The sequence below is a fragment of the Actinomadura sp. GTD37 genome, assembly GCF_041951365.1.
Taxonomy (GTDB): Bacteria; Actinomycetota; Actinomycetes; order Streptosporangiales; family Streptosporangiaceae; genus Spirillospora.
Genome location: NZ_JBGNUS010000005.1, coordinates 552226 through 574425, shown reverse-complemented (window position 1 = coordinate 574425; position 22200 = coordinate 552226). Strand labels below are relative to the sequence as shown.

The 22200-nt window shown below is 73.1% G+C and carries 20 protein-coding genes; 12 read left to right on the top strand and 8 right to left on the bottom strand.

Annotation, left to right across the window (positions count from 1 at the left end; all coding sequences use genetic code 11):
* Window positions 1-65: 65 nt before the first annotated feature.
* From ACA511_RS27130 to ACA511_RS27115, 4 genes are read left to right on the top strand one after another with little or no spacing between them, the layout of a single operon-like run.
* Window positions 66-1475 carry an ATP-binding cassette domain-containing protein gene (locus tag ACA511_RS27130; protein ID WP_375027432.1) on the top strand — a complete coding sequence of 470 codons (1410 nt, stop codon included), beginning with the start codon at window positions 66-68 and terminating at the stop codon, window positions 1473-1475.
* A complete protein-coding gene (locus ACA511_RS27125; RefSeq protein ID WP_375027431.1) occupies window positions 1465-2391 on the top strand; it encodes an ABC transporter permease in 927 nt (308 codons plus the stop codon). Before ACA511_RS27130 ends, ACA511_RS27125 begins: the two co-directional genes overlap by 11 nt.
* Window positions 2388-3257, top strand: coding sequence for an ABC transporter permease (locus tag ACA511_RS27120; RefSeq protein ID WP_375027430.1), 870 nt, complete (start codon window positions 2388-2390; stop codon window positions 3255-3257). Before ACA511_RS27125 ends, ACA511_RS27120 begins: the two co-directional genes overlap by 4 nt.
* A 25-nt stretch (window positions 3258-3282) precedes the next feature.
* A complete protein-coding gene (locus ACA511_RS27115; RefSeq protein ID WP_375027429.1) occupies window positions 3283-4038 on the top strand; it encodes an SDR family NAD(P)-dependent oxidoreductase in 756 nt (251 codons plus the stop codon).
* 40 nt (window positions 4039-4078) lie between these two features.
* Here ACA511_RS27115 and ACA511_RS27110 read toward each other — a convergent pair whose 3' ends face one another.
* The 3 genes from ACA511_RS27110 to ACA511_RS27100 all read right to left on the bottom strand — a co-directional run bounded on the left by ACA511_RS27110 (window position 4079) and on the right by ACA511_RS27100 (window position 7424).
* Window positions 4079-5080, bottom strand: coding sequence for a hypothetical protein (locus ACA511_RS27110; protein WP_375027428.1), 1002 nt, complete (start codon window positions 5078-5080; stop codon window positions 4079-4081).
* 221 nt (window positions 5081-5301) lie between these two features.
* Window positions 5302-6426: a DUF2637 domain-containing protein gene (locus tag ACA511_RS27105; protein WP_375027427.1), complete on the bottom strand. Its 1125-nt coding sequence runs from the start codon at window positions 6424-6426 to the stop codon at window positions 5302-5304.
* Window positions 6427-6647: 221 nt separating this feature from the next.
* Window positions 6648-7424 (bottom strand): dioxygenase, encoded by a 777-nt coding sequence (locus tag ACA511_RS27100; protein ID WP_375027426.1) that lies wholly within the window; start codon window positions 7422-7424, stop codon window positions 6648-6650.
* 316 nt (window positions 7425-7740) lie between these two features.
* On the opposite strand from ACA511_RS27100, the gene ACA511_RS27095 reads away from it, so the two are divergent.
* The 5 genes from ACA511_RS27095 (at window position 7741) to ACA511_RS27075 (ending at window position 12542) form a co-directional block, all read left to right on the top strand.
* The gene (locus ACA511_RS27095) at window positions 7741-8694 is read left to right on the top strand and encodes a helix-turn-helix domain-containing protein (RefSeq protein WP_375027500.1); all 954 of its coding nucleotides are present in this window, start codon (window positions 7741-7743) and stop codon (window positions 8692-8694) included.
* Window positions 8695-8836: 142 nt separating this feature from the next.
* Complete coding sequence (locus ACA511_RS27090; protein ID WP_375027425.1) at window positions 8837-10186, top strand: erythromycin esterase family protein; 1350 nt, start codon at window positions 8837-8839, stop codon at window positions 10184-10186.
* Window positions 10187-10197: 11 nt separating this feature from the next.
* Window positions 10198-10986, top strand: a complete 789-nt coding sequence (locus tag ACA511_RS27085) for a DUF427 domain-containing protein (protein WP_375027424.1) — start codon at window positions 10198-10200, stop codon at window positions 10984-10986.
* A 228-nt stretch (window positions 10987-11214) separates the two neighbouring features.
* Window positions 11215-11919 (top strand): Crp/Fnr family transcriptional regulator, encoded by a 705-nt coding sequence (locus ACA511_RS27080; protein ID WP_375027423.1) that lies wholly within the window; start codon window positions 11215-11217, stop codon window positions 11917-11919.
* 65 nt (window positions 11920-11984) lie between these two features.
* Window positions 11985-12542, top strand: coding sequence for a TetR/AcrR family transcriptional regulator (locus ACA511_RS27075; protein ID WP_375027422.1), 558 nt, complete (start codon window positions 11985-11987; stop codon window positions 12540-12542).
* Window positions 12543-12558: 16 nt separating this feature from the next.
* Here ACA511_RS27075 and ACA511_RS27070 read toward each other — a convergent pair whose 3' ends face one another.
* The 4 genes from ACA511_RS27070 to ACA511_RS27055 all read right to left on the bottom strand — a co-directional run bounded on the left by ACA511_RS27070 (window position 12559) and on the right by ACA511_RS27055 (window position 17193).
* On the bottom strand, window positions 12559-14244 hold the full coding sequence (locus ACA511_RS27070; protein ID WP_375027421.1) for a cytochrome bc complex cytochrome b subunit: 1686 nt from the start codon (window positions 14242-14244) through the stop codon (window positions 12559-12561).
* 230 nt (window positions 14245-14474) lie between these two features.
* Window positions 14475-15125, bottom strand: coding sequence for a hypothetical protein (locus ACA511_RS27065; protein WP_375027420.1), 651 nt, complete (start codon window positions 15123-15125; stop codon window positions 14475-14477).
* A gap of 182 nt (window positions 15126-15307) precedes the next feature.
* A complete protein-coding gene (gene nrfD / locus ACA511_RS27060; protein ID WP_375027419.1) occupies window positions 15308-16360 on the bottom strand; it encodes an NrfD/PsrC family molybdoenzyme membrane anchor subunit in 1053 nt (350 codons plus the stop codon).
* On the bottom strand, window positions 16357-17193 hold the full coding sequence (locus tag ACA511_RS27055) for a 4Fe-4S dicluster domain-containing protein (RefSeq protein ID WP_375027499.1): 837 nt from the start codon (window positions 17191-17193) through the stop codon (window positions 16357-16359). Before ACA511_RS27055 ends, nrfD begins: the two co-directional genes overlap by 4 nt.
* Window positions 17194-17402: 209 nt before the next feature.
* On the opposite strand from ACA511_RS27055, the gene ACA511_RS27050 reads away from it, so the two are divergent.
* Entirely contained in the window at window positions 17403-17801 is a 399-nt protein-coding gene (locus tag ACA511_RS27050) for a PaaI family thioesterase (RefSeq protein WP_375027418.1), read from the top strand.
* A gap of 18 nt (window positions 17802-17819) precedes the next feature.
* On the opposite strand, the gene ACA511_RS27045 is transcribed toward ACA511_RS27050, so the two are convergent.
* The gene (locus tag ACA511_RS27045) at window positions 17820-18680 is read right to left on the bottom strand and encodes a PaaX family transcriptional regulator C-terminal domain-containing protein (protein WP_375027417.1); all 861 of its coding nucleotides are present in this window, start codon (window positions 18678-18680) and stop codon (window positions 17820-17822) included.
* A gap of 159 nt (window positions 18681-18839) precedes the next feature.
* Here ACA511_RS27045 and ACA511_RS27040 point away from each other — a divergent pair, with 159 nt between their 5' ends.
* Window positions 18840-20456, top strand: coding sequence for a benzoate-CoA ligase family protein (locus ACA511_RS27040; RefSeq protein WP_375027416.1), 1617 nt, complete (start codon window positions 18840-18842; stop codon window positions 20454-20456).
* Between the two features lie 102 nt (window positions 20457-20558).
* A complete protein-coding gene (boxC, locus tag ACA511_RS27035; RefSeq protein ID WP_375027415.1) occupies window positions 20559-22199 on the top strand; it encodes a 2,3-epoxybenzoyl-CoA dihydrolase in 1641 nt (546 codons plus the stop codon).
* The last annotated feature ends 1 nt before the right edge of the window (window position 22200 follow it).

The window sequence follows — 22200 nt, the reverse complement described above, 5'->3', positions numbered from 1 at the left end:
GCGCGCTCTGCGGGCGGCGGGGACTCTGCGGGCGGCGGGGGCTTCGCGGCCTCGGTGGGGGCGTCGTGACGGTGGAGAGTGTGCTGGAGAAGGAAGCGCGGGCCGCGTTCGGGGAGCTGCGGCTGGACGGTGTGACCCGGCGGTTCGGGAAGGCGACGGCGCTCAGCGGGTTCGACCTGCGGATCCGGGGCGGGGAGTTCATCGCGCTGCTCGGGCCGTCCGGGTGCGGCAAGTCGACCGCGCTGAACTGCCTGGCCGGGCTGCTGCCCCTGTCGGACGGCGCGATCTGGCTGGACGGGGAGCGCATCGACACGCTGCCGCCGGAGAAGCGCGAGTTCGGGATGGTCTTCCAGAACTACGCGCTGTTCCCGCACCTGTCGGTCCGCAAGAACGTCGCGTTCGGGCTGTCGGTCCGGCGGGTCGGGAAGGCGGAGACGGCGCGCCGGGTGGACGAGGCGCTGCGCACGGTCGAGCTGACCGAGCACGCCGGCAAGCTGCCCGGCCAGCTGTCCGGCGGCCAGCAGCAGCGGGTGGCGATCGCCCGCGCGATCGTGCTGGAGCCGAAGCTGGTCCTGATGGACGAGCCGCTGTCCAACCTGGACGCCAAACTGCGCGTGCAGATGCGCACGGAGATCCGCCGCATCCACCAGACGCTCGGCCTGACCACCGTGTACGTCACGCACGACCAGGAGGAGGCGCTCGCGCTCGCCGACCGGGTCGTGGTGCTGCGGTCCGGGAAGGTCGAGCAGATCGGGACGCCGGAGGAGGTCTACACGTACCCGGCCAGCACCTACATCGCCGGGTTCATGGGCTACCGGAACCTGCTGGAGCTGCCCGTCCTGTCCTCGGGCGAGGGACGGGTGACGCTCGGGGAGGAGGACGGCCCCACCCTCACCGGAGTCGGGCAGGAGCCCATCACCGGGGGACGGGCGGTAGCGGCCGTCCGGCCCGAAGACTTCCGGGTCGCCGGGGCCGCCGGCGATGCGGGGGTCGCCGGGGCTGCGGGGGTCGCCGGGGACGCCGGGGCGGAGAACCGCGTGACCGTCCGGGTCGAGGTGTCGGAGTTCCACGGGCGCGAGGTCGCCGCCGAGGGCGTCACGGACGACGGGCGCGTCGTCCATTTCAAGTCTCCGGAGCGGATCGCGCCGGGGGAGCGGGTGACGCTGACCGTCCGGCCGGAGCGCGTGCTCGTGTTCGGCGAGAGCGTGCGGGAGGCCGCCGAGGCGCTCGACGAGCCCGCGGCGATCACGCAGCCGGGCACACGGACCGAGCCGGGCACGAAGGCGGACAGGGAGGCAGGCAGGGAGGCAGGCAGGGAGACGGGCAGGGAGGCAGGCAGGGAGACGGGCAGGGAGGCAGGCAGGGAGACGGGCAGGGAGGCAGGCAGGGAGACGGGCAGGGAGACGGGCAGGGAAAAGGGCCCCGAGAAGGGGCCGGTGGAGGCCCCGGAGACGGGGGCCTCGGATGGTGGTTGAGGCTCCCGTGCGGCCGGAGGCGCCGGCGTCCGGGCCCGGCCGCCTCCGGCACCGGCTCGCCGAGCGCGGGATCGACCGGGTGCTGCTCCTGCTGGTGCCCGCCGTGCTCATCATCGGGCTGCTGTTCCTCTACCCGATGATGTACGGGGTGGGGCTGTCGCTGCAGCCGAAGGCCGGCGGCGGGCCGTTCGGCAACTACGCGGACTTCTTCCGCGACCCCTACCAGCGCGGCACCGTCTGGAAGACGCTCAAGCTCGCGCTTCCGGCCGCGCTGATCAACGTCGGCGCGTCGGTGCCGATCGCGTACCGGTTGCGCGGCAGGTTCCGGGGGCGGCGGGTGCTGACGGCGCTGCTCGTCCTGCCGGTGACGCTCGGCACGGTCCTGGTCGCGGACGGCCTGCTGCGCTATCTCGGCCCGAAGGGCTGGTTCAACCGGGTCCTGCTCGACCTCGGCCTCGTGGACGAGCCCGTCCGGCTGATCTACAACTACTGGGGCGTGCTGTTCTCGCTGCTCATCACGGGGTTCCCGTTCGCGTTCCTGCTGGTGCTGTCCTACATGTCGGGCATCGACCCGACGCTGGAGCGGGCCGCGGCCACGCTCGGCGCCGGGCCCTGGCAGCGGATGCGGCGGATCGTCCTGCCGCTGCTGGCGCCGGGGCTCGCGACCACGTTCGTGCTGGCGTTCGTGCTGGCGTTCTCGGTGTTCCCGTCCGCGAACCTCGTCGGCGAACCGGCCGGCGAGACGCGGGTGATGGCGATCGCGGCGTACCAGGCGGCGTTCGAGAAGTACGACTACTCGATGGCCTCGACCATCGCCGTGCTGATGGGAGTGTTCGAACTGCTCGTCATCTCGGTCACGCTGCTGCTGCGCGGCCGCCTCTACACCGGGCCCGCGTCGGGAGGTAAGGGATCATGACCGCCGTCTCGCGTCCGGCCGGGCTGCCGAGGGCCCGCCTGCCGAAGGGCAGGCCCGCCACCTGGTTCGTCTGGGCCTGCGTCGCGTTCTTCCTGGTCAACCTGTTCGCGCTGATCCTGTCCGTGGTCGTGAACTCGTTCGGGACCAAGTGGTTCGCCGGCTGGCTGCCGCAGGGCTTCACCGGCGCGTGGTACACCGACGCCTGGTCGGAGTTCGCGCTCGGCGACGTCCTCACGGTCACGCTGGAGATCACGCTCGTCGTGGTGGCGCTGGCGCTGCTGATCGGCGTCCCCGCCGGGTACGCGCTCGCGCGGCGCGACTTCCCCGGCAAGCGCGCCGTGCTGTTCCTGCTGCTGCTCCCGGTGCTGCTGCCGCCGATCACCTACGGGATCCCGCTCGCGACCGTCCTCTACAAGGTGCACCTCGCGGGGACGATGACGGGCGTCGTCGCGGCGAACCTCGTCCCGGCGCTGCCGTTCGTCGTCCTCGTGATGACGCCGTTCGTGGAGCAGATCGACGCGAACGTCGAGTCGGCGGCGCGGATGTGCGGCGCCCGGACCCGGCAGGTGTTCACCCGGGTCCTGGTGCCGCTGCTGCTGCCCGGCATCCTCGCCGCCGGAATCCTGGTGCTGGTCCGCACCGTCGCCATGTTCGAGCTGACGTTCCTGGTCGCGGACGCCGACAGCCAGACCCTGATCGTCGCGCTGTACAGCGCGGCGTTCACGCCGGGCATCCGCGCGGCCCAGGCCATCGACGCGATGGCCGTGATCTACATGGCGCTGTCCGCGGTCCTGCTGATCGTCGCGCTGATGTTCGTCAATCCGACACAGATCGTCGCCCAGGTGAGGGAGGCTCCGGCCGAATGAGCCCAGTGATTGTGTGTACGCCCCTATGAGCGCCGTCACGTTCGACTGCACGGGAGAGCGGGTGCTGGTGACCGGCGCCGCGGGGCTGATCGGCCGCGCGCTGGTGCGCCGCTTCGCGGACGCGGGCGCCGACGTGCTCGCCGTGGACGTGGACGCCGACGGCCTCAAGGTCTTCGACGGCGTGCCGCGCGTGGCGGCGATGCCCGGCGACCTCGCCCGTGAGGACGTCGCCGACGCCGTGTTCGCCAGGCTCGTCCAGGACGGCGGCCTCGACGTGCTCGTCAACAACGCCGCGATGACCGAGGTGCGCACCCCGTTCATCGACATCGACGCCGGCGTGTGGGACGCGGTGGTCGCCGCGAACCTGCGGTCGGCGTACCTGCTGTCGGTGCGGGCCGTCCGGCACTGGCGGGACGCGGGACGCGGCGGCGTGATCGTCAGCATGTCGTCGCCCGGCGGGTCCCGCGCGCACGACGACCAGAGCGCCTACGACGTGACCAAGGCGGGCATCGAGGCGCTCAGCCGGGCGATCGCCGTGGAACTGGGCGGGCTCGGCATCCGCGCGAACTGCATCGCCCCCGCCAGCGTCGTCGGGGACGTGCGGCCCGCCACCGACATCCCGTCGGGCCGCACCACCTCGCCGGAGGAGGTCGCGGACGCGGCGCTCTACCTGGCGTCCCCGGCGGCGGCGCAGCTCAACGGGCACGTCCTGCGCCTGGACGGCGGCCTGCACGCCCGCCTGCGGACCGACCCGTCCCAGGAGCAGCAGCGCGAACCCTAAGCCGGGCATCCCGGAAACGTCCCTTATGACGGGGCGAAGGCTACGACGGGCAGGGTTTCGTGGGCGTCGGCGGTTCCTTGGAGACCGTCGGCGTCGGCGTGCTCCGCGCGGGGTTCCGCTCGGCCGTGCCGGGGCCTGTGCGGCGCGTGTTGTGCGCCTTCATCACGGATTGGAGGTCGGGGAGGCCGCGTCCGCCGTCGGCGTCGGACAGCGCGGGGCACGCCCACGCGTCCTGCCGTCCCCACGTGTAGGCGATGTCGAACGCGGGCCGCGGGACGAGCCGTTCCCAGCGGCCGAGGATGGACCGGAGCTGCCGTTCGTCCGGCAGCCGCCAGTTGTGTTCACCGTCGTTGCAGGACTGCCCGAACGTCTGGAACACCGGGACGATCATGCGGCGGGGGAAGCCGGCGCGGGCGGCCTGCCCGACCATGGTGTCGATCGCGTCGAGGGCGCACGCCTTCCGCTCCCGCCCGGTGTCGGTGTCCGTCCGGCAGGGGTAGGGGTCGAGGCCGATGAGGTCGAGGTGGGTCTCGGACGGCCTGAGCGGCCGCATCGGCCAGTCGGTCAGCGACGCGAACGCCTTCTGGCCGGGCGCGTACCGGTGGACGATGTCGGCCCGTTGCCGGATCTTGCCGGCGATGCCGGGGCATTCGTCCGGGTTCGGTTCGTCGGACAGGTACCACCCGTAGACGCGGTCGTTCCTCGCGAACCGCTGCACCGTGGCGGTGAACGCGGACGCGCTCTCCTGCTGGAAGCCGCCGCAGGTGGTGTTGCCGACCCACAGCAGGGCCCTGCCGCCCGCGGGCAGCGAGGCGATCTCGTCCTCGTCGGGGTCGACGTCGAACAGGTCGTAGCCGAGCGCGGCCGCCTTGGCGCGGTCGCCGGCCGGCATGTTCAGCGCGAGGTGGAGCGTGCCGCTCGCGAGCGCGGCGGCCGGACGGGCGGAGGCGTCGCCCGGCGACGGGGCGATCAGGTACCCGGTGACGGCGCCGCCGAGCGCGGCCACGGCGGCCACGGCGGCGAGATGGGTCCGCAAGGGCACTGTCAGACCCGCTGTCGTGAGACCTGCTCTCGTCGGCCATGCCCTCATCGGCTCTCCCGGCGTCGCTGGTGTGCCCAGCGTCGCACGAACGGAGCGTGATCGCGTCGATACGGCGAAGACCGGCCGCCCGCAATGACGCGGGCGGCCGGTCCGGAAGTGCGGGCCCGGGAAGTGCGGGGCTGGAGGTGCGGGGCTGGAGGTGCAGGGCTGGAGTGCGGGGCTCAGACCCGCCAGGACTGGACGAGTGCGTCCAGCGTGACCTGGTCGTAGACGATGCCCTGCGAGGTCAGCTCCTGGGCGACGAGGTCGCCGTCGCCGTGGTGCTTGGCCAGCAGCCGGTACACCGCGTACGGGAACCAGTGGTTGTCGCTGATCCGCTGGATCTCGGCCTCGTCGCAGGCATAGCCCCCGGCCCGGACCTCGGCGAACGTCGCGGCGACGTCGCCGTGCCGCCGTTCGAGGATGTCGATGACGAGGCTGCGCAGGTTCTCCGGGGAGGGCGTGTTCGGCGCGGGCCTCTCGGCGGCGGCGCCGTAGGAACTGCGGCCGTTGAGGCTTCCGGCGGAGGCGGCGGCGCTGACGACGGCCAGTTCCGGCTCGGGCTCAGGTGCGGGAGCGGGCGCCGGTGCGGGCGCCGGTGCGGCCGTGGCCGCGGCGGGCCGGACGGGCGCGCTCGGCGCCGCCTTCGGGGACGCGTCCGCGCCGGTCTTGCCCTCGGCCCGCGCGGCGGACCCCGCCGACGTGCCGGACTCCAGTGCCTTGCCGGAGTGGCCGGGAACCTGGATCTGCGGGAACGGACCGGTGTTCCGCAGCGGCATCAGCGTGATCTGGTTCAGCGTGACGGGCCCGGCGATCGCGCGCGTCTGCGGCTCGGGCTGCCCGGTCTCCTCTTCCTCCGCCTTCTGCGACACGTACCGGTGCAGGGTGCGCAGCAGGACGAACAGGCCCAGCATCGACACGATCGGCGGGACGGCGGCGGTCGCCTGGTAGGAGAAGGTCTTGTGGCCGACGTGGCCGACGTTGAAGATGAGGCTGGCCGTCCACCCGGCGAGCGCGATGGTCAGCGGCAGGCAGAAGTCGAGCCAGCTCATCAGGGCGCGGCGCTTTATCACGAAGGCGTCGATGGCCAGCAGGAAGAGCCCGAGCTCCCCGACGATGATGAACAGGTCGACCAGCAGGGGGAACGATTCGGCCTTCCAGCCCCGCAGCCCGTGCTCCAGGGCCCAGTGGTAGAGGCCGGCGTAGGATTGTGCGAAGCCGCCGGCGGTGGCGGTCAGCACCGCGGCCGCCATGAAGGCGATGGCTCCCCACCGTGTGATGTTCTGTGCCCGGTTGGCAGCGCTCATGCGGCGTGTGCTCCCAGATGTCTTTACTCGACCAAGAGTGATCGGTGGGAGACTATCCATTCTTTTGGTGTTTCGCGGCCGATTCGCATTACGTCTCGGTCGCGTTTCGGGAGGATATCGGGCGAATCCGGCACCGGGATGTCCCCGCCGGGGCGCGCCGGCGCCCCGGCGGGGACGGGATTCCGCGGGAGCGGTGACGGAATCCGGTGCGCAGGCCCTGGCTAGGGAACCTGCAGGACGAAGTCGAACGTCGCGGCATGCCCGTTCGGCCCGGACTGGACGGTCATCAGCAGCTCGGGGTCGAACAGCATGTCGGAGGAGTTCCGGGGCTCGTTCGGGAAGTACAGCTGGGTCGTCAGGATCTGCTGGTACGGCGCCTGGACCTTGACGTGGATGTGCCGCGTCCGGCCCGGGTAGAGGCCGGGCGCGATCGTCGCGAGACTGAATCGTCCCATTGTGTCCGTGTATTGATGGCCGCGCAGCGTATATCCGGCATTGTCGTAATTGCCGTAATAGTCGGCTTGCCAGAAGTCGAGCAGCGCCCGGCTCACCGGACGGCACGACAGGGAGTAGACGATCCCCGTCACGGTGAGCGGCGTGCCGGGCATTCCAGGCGTCACGATCGACGCGCGCTCCGGCGAGCCGGGCTTGAAGTAGGGGCCCTCCATCTGCGGCGGGGTCGGGTCGTCGTCACCGTCGTCGCACTTCGGCGTGGGGGTGAGCCGCGACGGCGCGGTGCGGGCCCGCGCGGGCGCCGCCGCCGCGGACATGGCGGCCGGCAGCGCGATCGCGCCGACGCCCGCGGCGACGATGAAGTTCTTGCGGCTGATGCCGCCCTCCTGAACGGCGGCGGGCCCCTGGTGGGAGGGCGCGTGGTGGGGGGACCCGTGGTGAGAGGGCCCGTGGTGAGAGGGCCCGCGGTCGGTGGGCCCGCGGTCGATCGGCTCGTGGTCGGCGGGCTCGTGGTGGGGCTCGTGGCCGTGCTCGTCCTCTGGCATGGGGGGTTCCTCTCGGGGGGGCGTCCGGGATCGTCCGGCTGGCGGGGCTCCCTGGGAGTGCGGACGCGGCGGGTGAGCGTGCGTCCGCGTCATGTATAGGCCGGTCCGGGCAGGGCGGTCTTGCCGCTGCGTGCCCGCTCTTTGGCGGCGAGTGCCAAAGGACGCCCGGAGCGTCGTGCCGACTCGCTCATTGACCTTCCCGGCGGGGCGTAGAAGCCTGGCGGGTGGCGTCCGAGACCCCGCCCGCCGACCGGAGGAGCGTCATGCCCACGCTCGTTGACACCTCGGACCACCCTGCCCGCGACCAGGCCGACTACTGGCGGCACCTGATCACCTCGGCGTTCGGGCCGTTCCACGTCCAGCCGCGGCGGCCGGGCGGATTCGCGGCCCGGCTCTCGGGCCGCACGCTCGGCCGGGTCGAGCCGGCGAGGTGCGCGCGCCCGCGCACACGGTGCGGCGCGGCGCCCGGCAGATCGCCCGCGACACTCGCGAGTGCTACAAGCTCGGCCTCGTCCTGCGCGGCTCGTGCGTGCTGCGGCAGAACGGCCGCCGCGCCGAGGCGGGGGTCGGCGACGTGGTGTTCTACGACCTCACCCGCCCGGTCGACATCTCGTTCGACGCCCACCGCATCTTCACGGTCGTGATCCCGCACGGCGCCGTGCCGCTCCCGCAGGAGCGGCTGGCCGCGTTCGGCGGCACGCTGCTGGGCGGAGCGGGCCGCACCGGGCGGCTGGTCTCGTCGTTCCTCGCCGCCCTGGCCGAGAGCGGCGCCGAGGACGCCCCGGAGGACGGCGCCGGGAACGGCGGGGCCGCGGACGACGAGCCGTACGCCCACCACCTCGGCGGCGCGATCGTCGAACTGGTGACGGGCGCGGCCGGCGAGTGGCTGGGCGCGCCGCCCGCCCCGTCCCCGGAGGGCGCGGAGACGCTGCGCGCGATCCAGGAGTGGATCGAGGGGCGGCTGCACGATCCGGCGCTGTGCCCGGCCTCGATCGCCGCGGCGCACCACATCTCCGTCCGGCAGCTGTACCGGGTGTTCCAGCCGGCCGGGACGACGGTCGCCCGGTACGTCCGCGCGCGGCGGCTGGAGAACTGCCGCCGCGAGCTGGGCGACCCGTTCCTCGGCGCGCAGCGGATCGGCGCGATCGCCGGCCGCTGGGGCCTTCCGGACGCCGCCGCGTTCAGCCGGGCCTTCCGCGCCGCCTACGGCCAGACCCCGACCGCGTACCGGGCCCGCGCCGCCGGCGTCCAGCACGGCACGCGGCCATAACCGGGCATGGGCGGGCCGGGCGTAGGCGGGCGCGTGCTGGGGAAATGTCGGCTTCGTCCGCATCGATTCCCGGATCGGGGGAACGCGGGGAGGACGACGGAAAGGGGGACGTCGTCATGCCACCACCGGGGAGGGGAGCGCCGTGAGCCCTGCAGCGAGCCATGAGGGACCCGACGCCGACGACGTGCACGGGGCGGCGCTGCCGCTGGAGTACGAGGAGGACCTCGATCCGCTCCTGGACCGGATCGGCGGCGCCCGCTGCGTGCTGATCGGCGAGGCCAGCCACGGCACGCACGAGTACTACGCCTGGCGGGCCGCGCTGACCCGGCGGCTGATCGCCGAGCGGGGGTTCTCGTTCGTCGGCGTCGAGGGCGACTGGCCGGACTGCCGGCGCGTCGGCCGCTCCGTGACGCTCGCGCCCGGGGCGCCGGAGGATCCGCGGGACGCCCTGAACGCCTACGAGCGCTGGCCGACGTGGATGTGGGCCAACGAGGAGACCGTCAGGTTCGCCCGTTGGCTGCGCGACCACAACGCGGGCCGGCAGTCCCATGACCGCGCCGGCTTCTACGGCCTGGACGTCTACAGCCTGTGGGAGTCGCTCCGCGCGGTCGTCGACTACCTGGCGGAGCATCGCCCCGAGTACCTGGACACGGCGCTGGACGCCTACCGCTGCTTCGAGCCGCACGGCGAGGACCCGCGGTCCTACGGGTGGAACACCGCCCTGGTCCCGGACGGGTGCGCCGAGGAGATCCTGGCGCTGCTGACCAGGCTGCGCACGCCGGTACGGCAGGCCGCCCACGATCCGGACGAGGAGTTCGACGCCCGGCAGAACGCCGAGGTGGCGGCGGGAGCCGAACGGTACTACCGCGCCATGATCGGCGGCGGGCCGGACTCGTGGAACATCCGCGACGTCCACATGGCCGACACCCTCGACCGGCTCATGGAGTTCCACCGGCCGGAGCCGGGGGACGGCGGCGCGCGCGGCCGCGGGTACGGCAAGGCCGTCGTCTGGGCGCACAACACGCATGTCGGCGACGCGCGCGCGACCGACATGGCGGACGCCGGCATGGTCAACCTCGGCCAGCTGGCGCGGGAGCGGTACGGCCGGGAGGAGACCGTCCTGATCGGGTTCGCGGGCGGGCCCGGCGAGGTCGTCGCGGCGCCGCGCTGGGGCGACCCGATGGAGGTCATGCGCGTCCCGCCGCCGGTCCACGGGTCGCTGGAGGAGGTTCTGGCCGAGTCGGAGCTGCACCGCGGGATGTTCATCGTGCCGCCGGAACCGGACAAGCCGTCCTTCCTCACCCGGACGCTCGGGCACCGCGCGATCGGCGTCGTGTACGACCCGGACCGCGACCGGCGCCAGTACGTCCCGACCAGGCTCGCCGACCGGTACGACGCGCTGTGCTGGTTCCGGATCACGTCCGCGCTCGCGCCGCTGCACCTGGAGGCGGCGCGCCGTGGTGAACTGGAGACGATGCCGACCGGAGCGTGAGGAGTCAGCCCATGTCCTTGACCATGAGGCCGGGACCGCTCGCGGGCTCGCCCGGCGACGAGGTCAACTTCACCATCGACGGGCCGAAGCACCGGCTCTTCATGCACGAGTTCCCGCGCCGCGTCCACGCGTGGTTCGCGGGGGAGATCGTCCTCGACACCGAGCGCGGCCGGTTCCTGCACGAGACCGGTCTGCTGCCCGTCCTGTACGTCCCCGAGGAGGACGTCCGCACCGACCTGATGGTGCGGACCGACCACACGACGCACTGCCCGTTCAAGGGCGACGCCGCGTACTGGACGATCCGGGTCGGCGGCCGCGAGGCGGAGAACGCGGTGTGGGGATACCCGGAGCCGATGCCCGAGGCGGCGTGGCTGCGCGGGCACAGGGCGTTCTACTGGGAGCCGATGGACGCCTGGTACGACGAGGACGAGGAGGTCCACGGGCACCTGCGCGACCCGTTCCACCGCGTCGACGCACGGCACGCGCGCCGGCACGTCCGGATCCTGCGGGACGGGGAGGTCGTCGCCGAGACCGAGCGTCCGATCGTGCTGTCGGAGACCGGGCTGCCCAACCGGTTCTACATCCCGGCCGAGGACGTCCGCCGCGAGCTGCTGACCCGGAGCCGGAAGCACACCGTCTGCCCCTACAAGGGGGAGGCGACGTACTGGTCGCTGGACGGCGCCCCCGACGTCGGCTGGTCCTACGAGGAGCCGCTGGAGGACGCGGCCAAGATCGCCGGTCATCTCAGCTTCGACCACGAGGCCCTGACCATCGAGTCGCAGCCGCCGCCTGGCGCCTGAGGACGCCGCGCCGGGCGCTTGACGACGCCGTCCCGTGCGTTTGACGATGCTGCGTCGGGCGTCGGGCGTCGGGCGTCGGGCGTCGGGGCGTCGTGCGTCGTGCGTCGTGCGGCACCGGCATCCGGGTTCTCGCGGTGCACAAGGAGCCGCCTTCCGGTTTACAGTTCACATGACCGTGGGCAGTGACCGTGGGTGAACGCGGCGACGGTGGGCAAAGGAGACGGGCTGTTGGCAGCGTACGCGGCGTCCTTCCAGCGGCCCGGTTTCTGGGCCTTGCTCGAACCCGCGCAGCAGTCCGCGCTGCGCGAGACCGCGCGGCCCCGGCAGTTCCCGGTGAAGTCGCCCCTCGTGTACCAGGGCGACGAGTCCGACCACGTGATCATCATCGAGCGCGGCTGGGCGAAGGTCACCTCGGCCACGGCGGACGGCCATGACGTGGTGCTGGCCGTCCGCGGCCCCGGCGACCTGATCGCCGAGAGCGCGGTGCTCGGCGGCCGGCCGCGCGCCGCGACCGTCACCGCGCTGTCCCCGATCCGCGCGCTGGTCGTGCCCGCCGCCCGGTTCACCGGTTTCCTGGACGCGCACCCGGACGTGTGGATGCTCGTCACCGGAACGTTCGTCCAGCGCATGGACGACTCCGACCGGCGGCTCACCGCGCATGTCACGAGCCGCGGCCCGCAGCGCCTCGCCGCGCTGCTGAGCGAGCTCGCCGAGCTGTCGGCCCACCACGCCCCGCCCGCGGCGGACGGGTCGATCGAGATCGGGCCGCCGCTGTCGCAGGAGGAGCTCGGCAGCTGGATGGACGCGTCCCGGGAGACCGTCGCCCGCGCCCTCAACGGCCTGCGCCGCGAGGGGCTGATCCGCACCGGATGGCGGAAGATCACCGTGGTGGACCTGCCCCGGCTCCGCGAGTTCGCCAAAGAGAACGAGTGACGGCGACCGGCAGGGCGGACGGGTGACGTCGCGCACGGCCGGTGCGGCGAAATAGGATTCCCGCGATGAGCGGCGACGGCTACCACCACGGCGATCTGCGGCGGACGATCATGGAGGCCGCGGTCGCGGCGATCGCCGAGTCGGGCCCGGCCGGGTGGAGCCTGCGCGAGCTGGCCCGCCGCGCGGGCGTGTCGCACGCCGCGCCCGCGCACCACTTCGGCGACAAGACGGGCCTGCTGACCGCCGTGGCCGCCGAGGGGTACGCGCTGTTCGCGGACGCCCTCGAAGCGGCCGGCGACGACCTGCACGCGGTCGGCCTCGCCTACGTCCGCTTCGCCGTCGATCACCGGGCGCACTTCGAGGTGATGTTCAGCCCCGGCCTCTACCGGGCCGGGGACCCCGGCCTGGCGGCGGCCCGCGACCGTGCGGGCCGGGTGCTCGCGGAGGGCGTCCGGGGGGCCTCGCCGGGCCGTCCGGACGGCGACCGGACGCGCGGCCTCGCCGCCTGGTCGATCGTGCACGGCTTCGCGCACCTGTGGCTGAGCGGCGCGCTGCCCCCGGACCTGGGGGACGACCCGGTGGCCGCCGCCCGTCCCGTGATCGAGCACCTCTTCACGGCCTGACCGCCCCCGTCGCGGGTCAGGACGGCGACGTCTCGTCGATCGAGGTCGCGATCGCCCGCCGGTCGTCCCGGGAGTCCAGGTCGTTGCCGGAGTCCGGGTCGTTGCCGGAGTCGAGGTCGTCGCCGGAGTCCAGCGGGGGACGCTCCGGGACGACGGCCAGGTCGGCCCGGAACCGGCGGTTGAGCGCGGCGCGGAGCCGGCCGGTCGCGGTGCGGCCGCGCGGGCTGGGGATGCCGTCGACGGGCGGCGGGACGTCCAGGTCGACGGCCGCGGGCGGGCGCGGATCGGTGATCGCGGCGATCGCCTCGTCCGGCAGGCGCCGCTCGACCTCGCTGTACCCGCCGTCCGGGGACTGCCGGACGACGCCGGTCTCCAGCCCGTGCAGGGCCAGTTCGAGGTCGCGGCGCTGCAACCCGACGCAGATCCGGTAGGCGACGATGTAGCCGAGCACCGGCCCGAACACGATCAGGAACCGGAAGAACCAGGTCGTCCAGAACAGCGGGACGTCGAACCGGTCGGCGAGGACGTCGTTGCCGCCCGCGAGCCACAGCGTGCCGTAGAAGACGATGCCGCCGACGCCGATGCCCGTCCGCGCGGGGACGTCGCGGGGCCGGTCGAGCAGGTGGTGGATCCGGTCGTCGCCGGTCACCCAGCGTTCCAGGAACGGGTAGGCGGCGAGGCCGGTGAACAGCACGCCGGGGACGGCGAGCGCCGGGACGAGCACGCTCAGCGGGACGGTGTGGCCCCACGCGGTGATCTCCCAGGCGGGCATGATCCGCAGCGCGCCCTCGAGCCAGCCCATGTACCAGTCGGGCTGCGAGCCGGAGCTGATCGCGCCCGGGTCGTACGGGCCGAACAGCCACACCGGGTTGATCTGGAAGAACGCCGCCAGCAGCGTCGTCACGCCCAGCACCCACAGGAACAGCGATGTCGTCTTGGCGATGAACACGGGGAAGAACGGGTAGCCGCGGACGGTCGTGTTCGTGCTGCCCTTGCCGGGGAACTGCGTGTGCGTCTGCCGCCAGGTCAGCACGATGGCGTGCAGCGGGATGAGCGCCGCCAGGAGGCCCGGGATCAGCAGCACGTGGACGACGTACAGGCGCGGGATGATGTCCGTCCCCGGATACTCCCCGCCGAACAGGAACATCACCAGGTACGAGCCGACCAGCGGGATTCCGGCGGTGACGCCCTCCAGGATGCGCAGGCCCGTGCCCGACAGCAGGTCGTCCGGCAGCGAGTAACCGAACAGCCCGTTGAACATGACGAGCAGGAACATGGCGATGCCGATCAGCCAGTTCAGTTCGCGCGGCTTGCGGAACGCGCCGGTGAAGAAGTTGCGCAGCAGGTGGACGAGGATCGCGCCCATGAAGATGAGCGTCGACCAGTGGTGGATCTGCCGGACGAGCAGCCCGCCCCGAACGTCGAAGCTGATCCTGAGCGTGGAGGCGTACGCCTCGCTCATCTCGACGCCCTTCAGCTTCGTGTAGGAGCCGTCGTAGACGACCTCGTGCATGCTCGGCTTGAAGAACAGCGTCAGGAACACCCCGGTCAGCAGGATGATCACGAACGAGTACATCGCGATCTCGCCGACCAGGAAGCTCCAGTGGTCCGGGAACGCCTTGCGCAGCGCCCTGCGGGCGAAACCGGTGGTGCCGAGCCGCTCGTCCAGCGCCCGCGCCGAGGCGTCCGTCAGTCCGGCCATCGTCTGCATCCCTCCGTCGCACAACAGAGACATCTCGTCTGCGCATAAGACTCAGCGAGGACGGAGAAATGTGACTCGCCCGCGGTGTGCACCGCGTCACAGCGGAAGGACTCGCGAGAACGCGCGCGAGAAGTCGGGCACCAGAACCCAGGCACCAGAACCCAGGCACCAGAACTCAGGCACGGGAACTCAGGCACGGGAACTCGCGAGGGCTCCGGTGGGGGAGTGCCTCAGCAGGCGGGGACGGCGAGGTGGCTGCGGCGCCGGTAGCGCGGGCGCCAGGTGACCCGGTAGCAGAGCCGGATCGGCGGCGGCAGCAGCCGCAGCACGGCGCGGAGGGTGGGCTCCGGGGCGTCGTCCAGCAGCCAGGGCAGGAACACCCCGAGCCCCCGGACGCCCAGCTCCCGGCGGAACTCCACGTCGAACGTGCCCCATTCGTAGGGCGTCAGCGTCTCCTGGATCAGCGGCAGGACGTTCGACTCCTTGAAGTCGAGGACGGTGTCCAGCGAGGCGCGGAGTCTTGCGGCGTAGTGGGCGAACATGCGGCGGTCACCGTGCTCCAGGGCCGTGTCCACGCCGTCGATCAGCGGGACGACCCGCAGCGTCTGCACCGCCAGGGAGTCGAGGACGACGCCGGCCCGGCCCGGCGCGTCGGCGTCCTTGGCGTACATCACCGTCCACAGGGCGCGCTTCTCGGCGTTGTCCTGGAGCCGCCAGTGGAGGGTGAACAGGGACCAGGTGTTGGCGAGCGCCGCCCCGGCCGCCGCGGGCGCCGTTCTGGAAGGCCGGGCCGCGGCCTCCAGCCGGGCCGCGTCGCGGCGGAACGCGTCGTACGCGGCGTACAGCATCGTCAGGTCGTACTTTCTGGCCACGCTTTCCATGCCGCCTCCTCGACCTCCGCGCATGTGCCGCCACAGAGGTAGACGCGCCGGACACCTCTGAACGTGACGCGATCTGGAGCCTGACTCCTGTGACCTGCCCCACGATGGCCGATCTATGCGACGGGCGGACGGGCCGGGACGGGGAGGGCCGGCCTCCGCACACGAGCGGGCGGCGGCAGGTGTCAGGCGGTGGCCCGCGTGCCCCGCGCGGTGACGCGTTCCCGCTGGGGAACGACGGTGTACTTCGGGTCCTCGGCCGACTGGACGCCGGCGTGGAAGATGCCGAAACGCGTGCAGGCCGAGCCCGCAAGGAGCGCCATTCCGCTGAGCGCCGCCGCCGTGCGGCCGCGCCCGGCGAGCAGGACGCTCCCGGCGGTGCCCGCGGCCGACAGGATCTCGCCCGCGCGCATGAACCGGCCGGCCCTGCCCTTCTTGTACGGCTCGGCGGCCAGCCCGGCCCGGTGCTCCAGCAGCTTGGCCGCCGCCAGCTCCAGGACGGCGCCGGACACGGCGGCGGTGCGCATCGGGCCCGTCTCGCGGAGCGGCGCGGCGACCAGCGCCATGCCGGCCGCGGCCGTCGTGGCCGAGCCGGCGAAGACGAACGGCAGCTCGTGCCGTCCCTCGTGCCAGGCGGGCACCGCGGTGTCGGCGATCAGCACGGCGGTGTAGACCGTGACGGCGGGGCCGAGCACGGCGGCGACGGCGGTGGCGGTCCCGCCGAGGCGCGGGAAGAGGCCGGTCGCGTCCAGGACGGCGGCGCCGCCCGCGGCGGGCCCGTACCCGGCGAGCACCCAGGAGCCCATGCTCATCGGCGAGGTCGGCTTCACCACCCGCAGCATGTTGTAGAACCGGCCGGGCCGCCCGAGGTCGTGGATCAGCGCGGCCGTGGACCCGGCGATGGCGGCCAGCGAGGAGATCTTCAGCGCCCGCGCGGCGGCGGGCCGCCCGGTGAGCTGCGCGCCCGCGGCCATCACCGAGCCGGCGCCGGCGAGGCCGCCGAGGAAGAGGTAGGCGGCGACGTCGGCCGCCTTCCAGACCGGCGGGTTCAGGACGGGCAGGCCGTAGTAGGAGGTGAACTCGGCCTCCGGCACCATCGCCTTCTCGCCGCGTCCGCCGCGCCGCCCGCGGCGTCCGCGGCCGGGGCCGTCCCGGCGCCCGAGGCCCCCGCCGATCCGCGCCTCCCGGCCGGGCCGCGCGCCGTGCACGCCGTCCCTGCCGACGCCCGAGCCGGTCACCGCGCCGCTCCCGTGCGGCCGTGGACGGCGAAGACGGTCGCGAGACCGCCGGCCAGGGCGGCGGCGGCCAGGCCCGCGCTCCGCCACATCGCGGGCAGGTCGCGGGTGGTGACGACCGGATCCGGCGGCAGCCCGTAGACCTCCGGCTCGTCCAGCAGCAGGAAGAACGCGCCGTCGCCGCCGACGCCGTCCTCCGGGTCGTGGCCGTAGAGGCGGGCGTCCTCGACGCCGAGGTCGTGGAGCTGGTCGACGCGCATCGCGGCCCGCTCCCGCAGCTCGTCCAGCGGCCCGTACTGGATCGAGTCGGTCGGGCACGCCTTCGCGCAGGCCGGCTCCTGGCCCGCGCCGAGCCGGTCGTAGCACAGCGTGCACTTCCAGACCCGCCCGTCGTCCTTGCGCTGGTCGATCACCCCGTACGGGCAGGCGGGGACGCAGTAGCCGCAGCCGTTGCAGATGTCCTGCTGGACGACGACCGTGCCGAACTCGGTGCGGAACAGCGAACCGGTGGGGCAGACGTCCAGGCAGGCGGCGTGCGTGCAGTGCTTGCACACGTCGGACGCCATCAGCCAGCGGAGATCGGTGGCGCCCCCGCCGGACGCCGCGTCGGAGCCTGCCGCGTCGTCGTGGTGGACGCCGGGCTCGGCGCGGCCCAGGGGCTTGTTCTGCTCGATGAACGCGACGTGCCGCCAGGTGTCGGCACCCAGTCCCTGCGTGTTGTCGTAGGACATGCCGGTGAACTCCAGGCCGTCCTCGGGAATGGCGTTCCACTCCTTGCAGGCCACCTCGCACGCCTTGCAGCCGATGCAGACGGACGTGTCGGTGAAGAAGCCCATCCTCGGCGGGGCGTCGGGGTAACCCGCGTTGGCGACGACGTCCGGTTCGGGTCCCGCGAGCAGGTTCCGCCCGACCAAGCTGCTCATCCAGGGACCTCCCATCCGCGGCACCGAACCTTCTCCGCCTTCCCGGGGACGCGGCCCCTACACGTGCGCCGTCCCGTCGACGCGGATTGACGCGGATTTCGGCCGCTGGATAGCTTCGGGCGATGACGGTTGAACGCACCGGGTACGCGGGCCCGCTGGACCAGACGCTCGGACTCGTCGTGACGGAGGCGTCCGACCGGGAGGTGGTGGCCGAGCTGGAGGTCACCGACAAGCTGATGCAGGCGTACGGGATCGTCCACGGCGGCGTGTACTGCGCGATCACCGAGACGGTGTGCAGCATGGGCGCGGCGATCACCGTCGGCGTCGACCACCAGGTCGTCGGGATCAGCAACCACACCCGGTTCATCCGCGCCGTGCGCGGCGGGCGGCTGGTGGCCCGCGCCCGCCCGGTCGACCGGGTGGACGACCACGTGACCTGGCAGTCGACGATCACCGACGACAAGGGCCGCGTCGTCGCCGAGGGCACCGTCAACCTGCTGAAGCTGTCCCCCCAGAGCTAGCCCAGAGCCAGCCCGGCGCTAGCCCGCGGACAGCGTCTTCCACTGGCGGTCGGCGACGGGGCGCCAGGTGTCGTGGCGCTCGTGGAAGAGCGTGAAGGCCTGCGAGCCGCTCCAGTCGTCCGGGAGCAGCTCCGCCGGGAGGGCCGGGTCGAGGAACGGGAACCGGCGCCACTCCTGGACGAGCCTCGTGTGCGCGGCGAACGTGCCCGGGTCGTCGGCGGGGCGCAGCGCGCCGACGGCTTCGAGGAAGTCCTCGTAGGAGAGTTCGATCTCGTCCAGGTCCCAGGCCTGCCGGGCCACGCGGCGCGCCTCGGCCAGGTCGCCGAGCCGCCCGGTGAACAGGGTGGAGGTGTCCGCGACGCCGATCTCGGCGAGGACGCCGCGCACCTCCGGCTCGCGGTCGGGGTGCGGGGTCACCCACACGCCGGGGGAGAGGTTGCCGAGCCCGCTCCAGGCGAGCCGCGTCCGCAGCAGGTGGCGGAGCCGGCGGTTGGTCTCCGGGACGGTCGCGAGGACCAGCAGCCACTGCCCGTCCCATTCGCCGACCGGGCCGCCGAAGCCGTAGATGCGGTCGGTGCCGTCGGTGAGCAGCCGCTCGCCGGCCGGGGTGAGCCGCCAGGCGGTGCGGCGGCCGCGCCGCTCCCCGGCGAGCCAGCCCTCGGCGGCGCTGCGCGCGAGCGCCTGCCGGACGGCCTTCTCCTCCACGCCGAGGAGCCCGAGCGCCCGCAGGAACGCCGCCGTCCAGACCGGTTCGCCGCCGGGCAGGACGAACTCGCCGAGCACGGTCAGCAGCAGCGACCGGGCGCTCGCGGCGCCCAGCTCGCGCCGCCGCCGGAACTCGGGCCGGGGGTGCGCCGCGTCCTCGCCGGATCGGGCCATCTGCTTCTCCTTCTGAGCCCTTCTGGGGCGCGGCCGTCCATGGAACGCTGTCCAGTATCCCGCGCGCTCCGCGACCGGCCATCATTCCACAGATCTATTGACTAGCGTTTTGTCTATGTAGAGCATGAGTGCCACGGTTCCCGGCGACTGGAGACCCCGATGACCGCTGAAACGGCGACCGCACCGGCCCTGCCCGCCACGTTCAACGCCGCCGATTACCTGCTCCAGGCCGCCTTCCAGGCGGAGACCGGCGGCCGGACGGCCCTCACCGGCCCGGGCGGCGACCTGAGCTACGCCGAGCTCGCCGAGCTGTCCGCGCACGTCGCCGCCGGGCTGGAGGGCCGGGGGCTGCGGGGCGAGGAGCGCGTGGTCCTGTTCATGGCGGACGGCCCGTCCATGGCCGCCGCGATCCTGGGCGCGATGCGGCTGGGGGCCGTCCCGGTGCCGGTGTCGACGATGCTGACGGGCGCCGAGCTGGCCGCCCTGCTCAACGACGCGCGGGCCAGGGTGCTGCTGGTCAGCGACCGGTTCGCGGTGGCGGCGGAGGCGGCGCTCGCGCATGCGCCGGGTGTCCGGCACGTCGTGGTGGACGGGGGCGGGGCGGAGGGCGGCGGTGTTCTCCAGGCGCCGCCCGGCGTGCGGGTGGGCCCCTTCGGCGGCCTGGTCCAGGAGGGACGCGCCCGCGGCGGGCGCCTGGACGAGCCGTACCCGACATCGGACGACTCCAGCGCGCTGTGGCTCTACACGTCCGGGACGACCGGCACGCCGAAGGGCGCGATGCACCGGCACGCCAACGTCCGGCACGTCGTGGAGACCTACGGCCGCCAGGTCCTCGGCATCACGCCGGAGGACCGCTGCTACTCGGTCGCCAAGCTCTTCTTCGCCTACGGGATCGGCAACTCGCTGTTCTTCCCGCTCGCGGCGGGCGCGACCGCGATCCTGGACCCGGACCGGCCGACGCCCGCGTCCGTCGCGGAGCGGCTGGCGGAGTACCGCCCGACGCTGTTCTTCGCCGTGCCCACCTTCTACGCCGCGATCCTGAACGCGGACGTGCCGGTGGAGGCGTTCGCGTCCGTCCGGCTGGCGGTGTCGGCGGGCGAGCCGCTGCCCGCCGAGCTGTGCCGCCGCTTCACCGCGAAGTACGGCGTGGAGATCATCGACGGGATCGGGTCGACGGAGTGCCTGCACATCTTCCTGTCGAACCGTCCGGGCGAGGTCCGCCCGGGGACGACGGGCACCGCCGTCCCCGGCTACGAGCTGCGGGTCGTGGACGCGTCCGGCGCCGACGTCGAACCGGGCACGCCGGGCTCGCTGCTGGTGAGGGGCGAGTCGATCGCGACGGGCTACTGGTGCCGCACCGGCACGACCCGGAAGGTGTTCCAGGGGGAGTGGCTGCGCACCGGCGACACCTACGTGGTCGACGAGGCCGGCTACTACACCTGCCTCGGCCGGACGGGCGACATGCTCAAGGCCGGCGGGATCTGGGTGTCGCCGTCCGAGGTGGAGGGGCGGCTGCTGGAGCATCCGGCGGTGGCGATGGCCGCGGTCGTCGGGCTGCCGGACGCCGACGGCCTGGACAAGCCGGTCGCCGCCGTCGTCCTCAAGGAGGGCGCGTCCGCCGGACCGGCCGAGCTGATCGACTTCTGCCGGGCGGGGCTCGCGTCGTTCAAGCGCCCCCGCGAGGTCCTGATCGTGGACAGGCTGCCGACGACCCCCACCGGCAAGCTGCGCCGCTTCGCCGTCCGCGACATGGCCGCCGCGCTGCTGGCCGGGTGATCGGCGGCCGCAGGGCGGGCCGGCCGCAATGTGCTACTAACTCTTGACGTGCTGACCATGTCCTGTGGAGCATGGGGGTACGGACACAGCGGAGGAGCACCCATGCACGTCGAGTTCCGGACGGACCCGGCCCGCTACCGGCACTGGCGCCTGGACGTCGACGGGCCCGTCGCCACCCTCACCATGGACGTCGACGAGCAGGGCGGGCTGGTCCCCGGCTACGAGCTGAAGCTCAACTCCTACGACCTCGGCGTGGACATCGAGCTGTACGACGCCGTCCAGCGGCTGCGGTTCGAGCACCCCGGCGTCCGCACGGTGGTGGTCACCAGCGGCAAGGAGAGGATCTTCTGCGCGGGCGCCAACATCCGGATGCTGGCCGCGTCCGAGCACGCGTGGAAGGTGAACTTCTGCAAGTTCACCAACGAGACCCGCAACGGCATCGAGGACGCGACCGCGAACTCCGGCCAGACCTACCTCGCGGCGTGCAACGGGACCGCGTCCGGCGGCGGGTACGAGCTCGCGCTCGCCTGCGAGCACATCATGCTCGTGGACGACCGGTCGTCGGCGGTGTCACTGCCGGAGCTGCCGCTGCTCGGCGTCCTGCCCGGCACCGGCGGCCTCACCCGCGTGACGGACAAGCGGCGCGTCCGCCGCGACCGCGCCGACTACTTCTCCACCAGGGCCGAGGGGCTCGGCGGCAAGAAGGCCGTCGCGTGGCGGCTGGTGGACGAGGCGGTGCCCCGCACGGCCTGGGACGCGGCGGTCGCCGAGCGCGCCGGGCGGCTGGCGGCGCGCTCGTCCCGTCCGGCCGGCGCCGAGGGCGTCGCGCTGACGCCGCTCGCCAAGGAGCGCACCGCCGCCTCGATCGCCTACCGGCACGTCTCGGCGAAGCTGGACCGCGGCGCGGGCGCCGTCGAGATCACGGTCGCCGGTCCCGGCGCGCCCCCGGAGGACTTCCGCCGCGAGGACTTCTGGACGCTCGCCATGACCCGCGAGCTGGACGACCTGATCCTCGACCTGCGCGCCAACGAGCTCGACCTGGGCACCTGGGTCCTGCGCACGGAGGGGAGCGCCGAGCACGTCCTCGCCCATGACCGGATGCTGCTCGACCACGCCGGCGACTGGCTCGCCAACGAGATCGTCCACTACCTCAAGCGGACCCTGAAGCGCCTGGACGTCACCAGCCGCAGCCTCATCGCCCTGATCGAGCCGGGGTCGTGCTTCGCGGGCTCGCTGCTGGAGGTCGCGCTCGCCGCCGACCGCGCCTACCAGCTCGACGGCGTCTTCGAGGACGCCGACCCGGACGCCGACCCCGCCGCGGTCACCGTGGACGCGATGAACCTCGGCCCGCTCCCGATGAGCAACGGCCTCACCCGCCTGGCGACCCGCTTCCTCGGCGACGAGGAGGCCTTCGCCGCCGTCCGCGACGCGGCCGGCAAGCCCCTGGAGGCCGCCGACGCCGAGCGCCTCGGCCTGGTCACCTTCGCGCCCGACGACATCGACTGGGACGAGGAGGTCCGCATCGCGGTCGAGGAGCGGGCCGGTTTCAGCCCCGACGCGCTGACCGGGCTGGAGGCCAACTACCGCTTCCCCGGCCCGGAGACCCTGGAGACCAAGATCTTCGGGCGGCTCACCGCCTGGCAGAACTGGATCTTCACCCGCCCGAACGCGTCCGGCCCCGACGGCGCGCTGCGACGCTACGGCACCGGGCGGCGCGCCGACTTCGACCGAAAGCGAGTCTGAC

What these genes read in the sequence shown, in the direction of transcription:
- ACA511_RS27120 (WP_375027430.1), top strand. Translation starts at nt 2,388, where the DNA reads ATGACCGCCGTCTCGCGTCCGGCCGGGCTGCCGAGGGCCCGCCTGCCG.
- ACA511_RS27070 (WP_375027421.1), bottom strand. Translation starts at nt 14,244, where the DNA reads ATGGCCGGACTGACGGACGCCTCGGCGCGGGCGCTGGACGAGCGGCTC.
- ACA511_RS27085 (WP_375027424.1), top strand. Translation starts at nt 10,198, where the DNA reads ATGTCCTTGACCATGAGGCCGGGACCGCTCGCGGGCTCGCCCGGCGAC.
- ACA511_RS27100 (WP_375027426.1), bottom strand. Translation starts at nt 7,424, where the DNA reads ATGCCAGAGGACGAGCACGGCCACGAGCCCCACCACGAGCCCGCCGAC.
- ACA511_RS27050 (WP_375027418.1), top strand. Translation starts at nt 17,403, where the DNA reads ATGACGGTTGAACGCACCGGGTACGCGGGCCCGCTGGACCAGACGCTC.
- boxC (WP_375027415.1), top strand. Translation starts at nt 20,559, where the DNA reads ATGCACGTCGAGTTCCGGACGGACCCGGCCCGCTACCGGCACTGGCGC.
- ACA511_RS27105 (WP_375027427.1), bottom strand. Translation starts at nt 6,426, where the DNA reads ATGAGCGCTGCCAACCGGGCACAGAACATCACACGGTGGGGAGCCATC.
- ACA511_RS27040 (WP_375027416.1), top strand. Translation starts at nt 18,840, where the DNA reads ATGACCGCTGAAACGGCGACCGCACCGGCCCTGCCCGCCACGTTCAAC.
- ACA511_RS27065 (WP_375027420.1), bottom strand. Translation starts at nt 15,125, where the DNA reads ATGGAAAGCGTGGCCAGAAAGTACGACCTGACGATGCTGTACGCCGCG.
- ACA511_RS27045 (WP_375027417.1), bottom strand. Translation starts at nt 18,680, where the DNA reads ATGGCCCGATCCGGCGAGGACGCGGCGCACCCCCGGCCCGAGTTCCGG.
- ACA511_RS27075 (WP_375027422.1), top strand. Translation starts at nt 11,985, where the DNA reads ATGAGCGGCGACGGCTACCACCACGGCGATCTGCGGCGGACGATCATG.
- ACA511_RS27125 (WP_375027431.1), top strand. Translation starts at nt 1,465, where the DNA reads ATGGTGGTTGAGGCTCCCGTGCGGCCGGAGGCGCCGGCGTCCGGGCCC.
- ACA511_RS27055 (WP_375027499.1), bottom strand. Translation starts at nt 17,193, where the DNA reads ATGGGCTTCTTCACCGACACGTCCGTCTGCATCGGCTGCAAGGCGTGC.
- ACA511_RS27115 (WP_375027429.1), top strand. Translation starts at nt 3,283, where the DNA reads ATGAGCGCCGTCACGTTCGACTGCACGGGAGAGCGGGTGCTGGTGACC.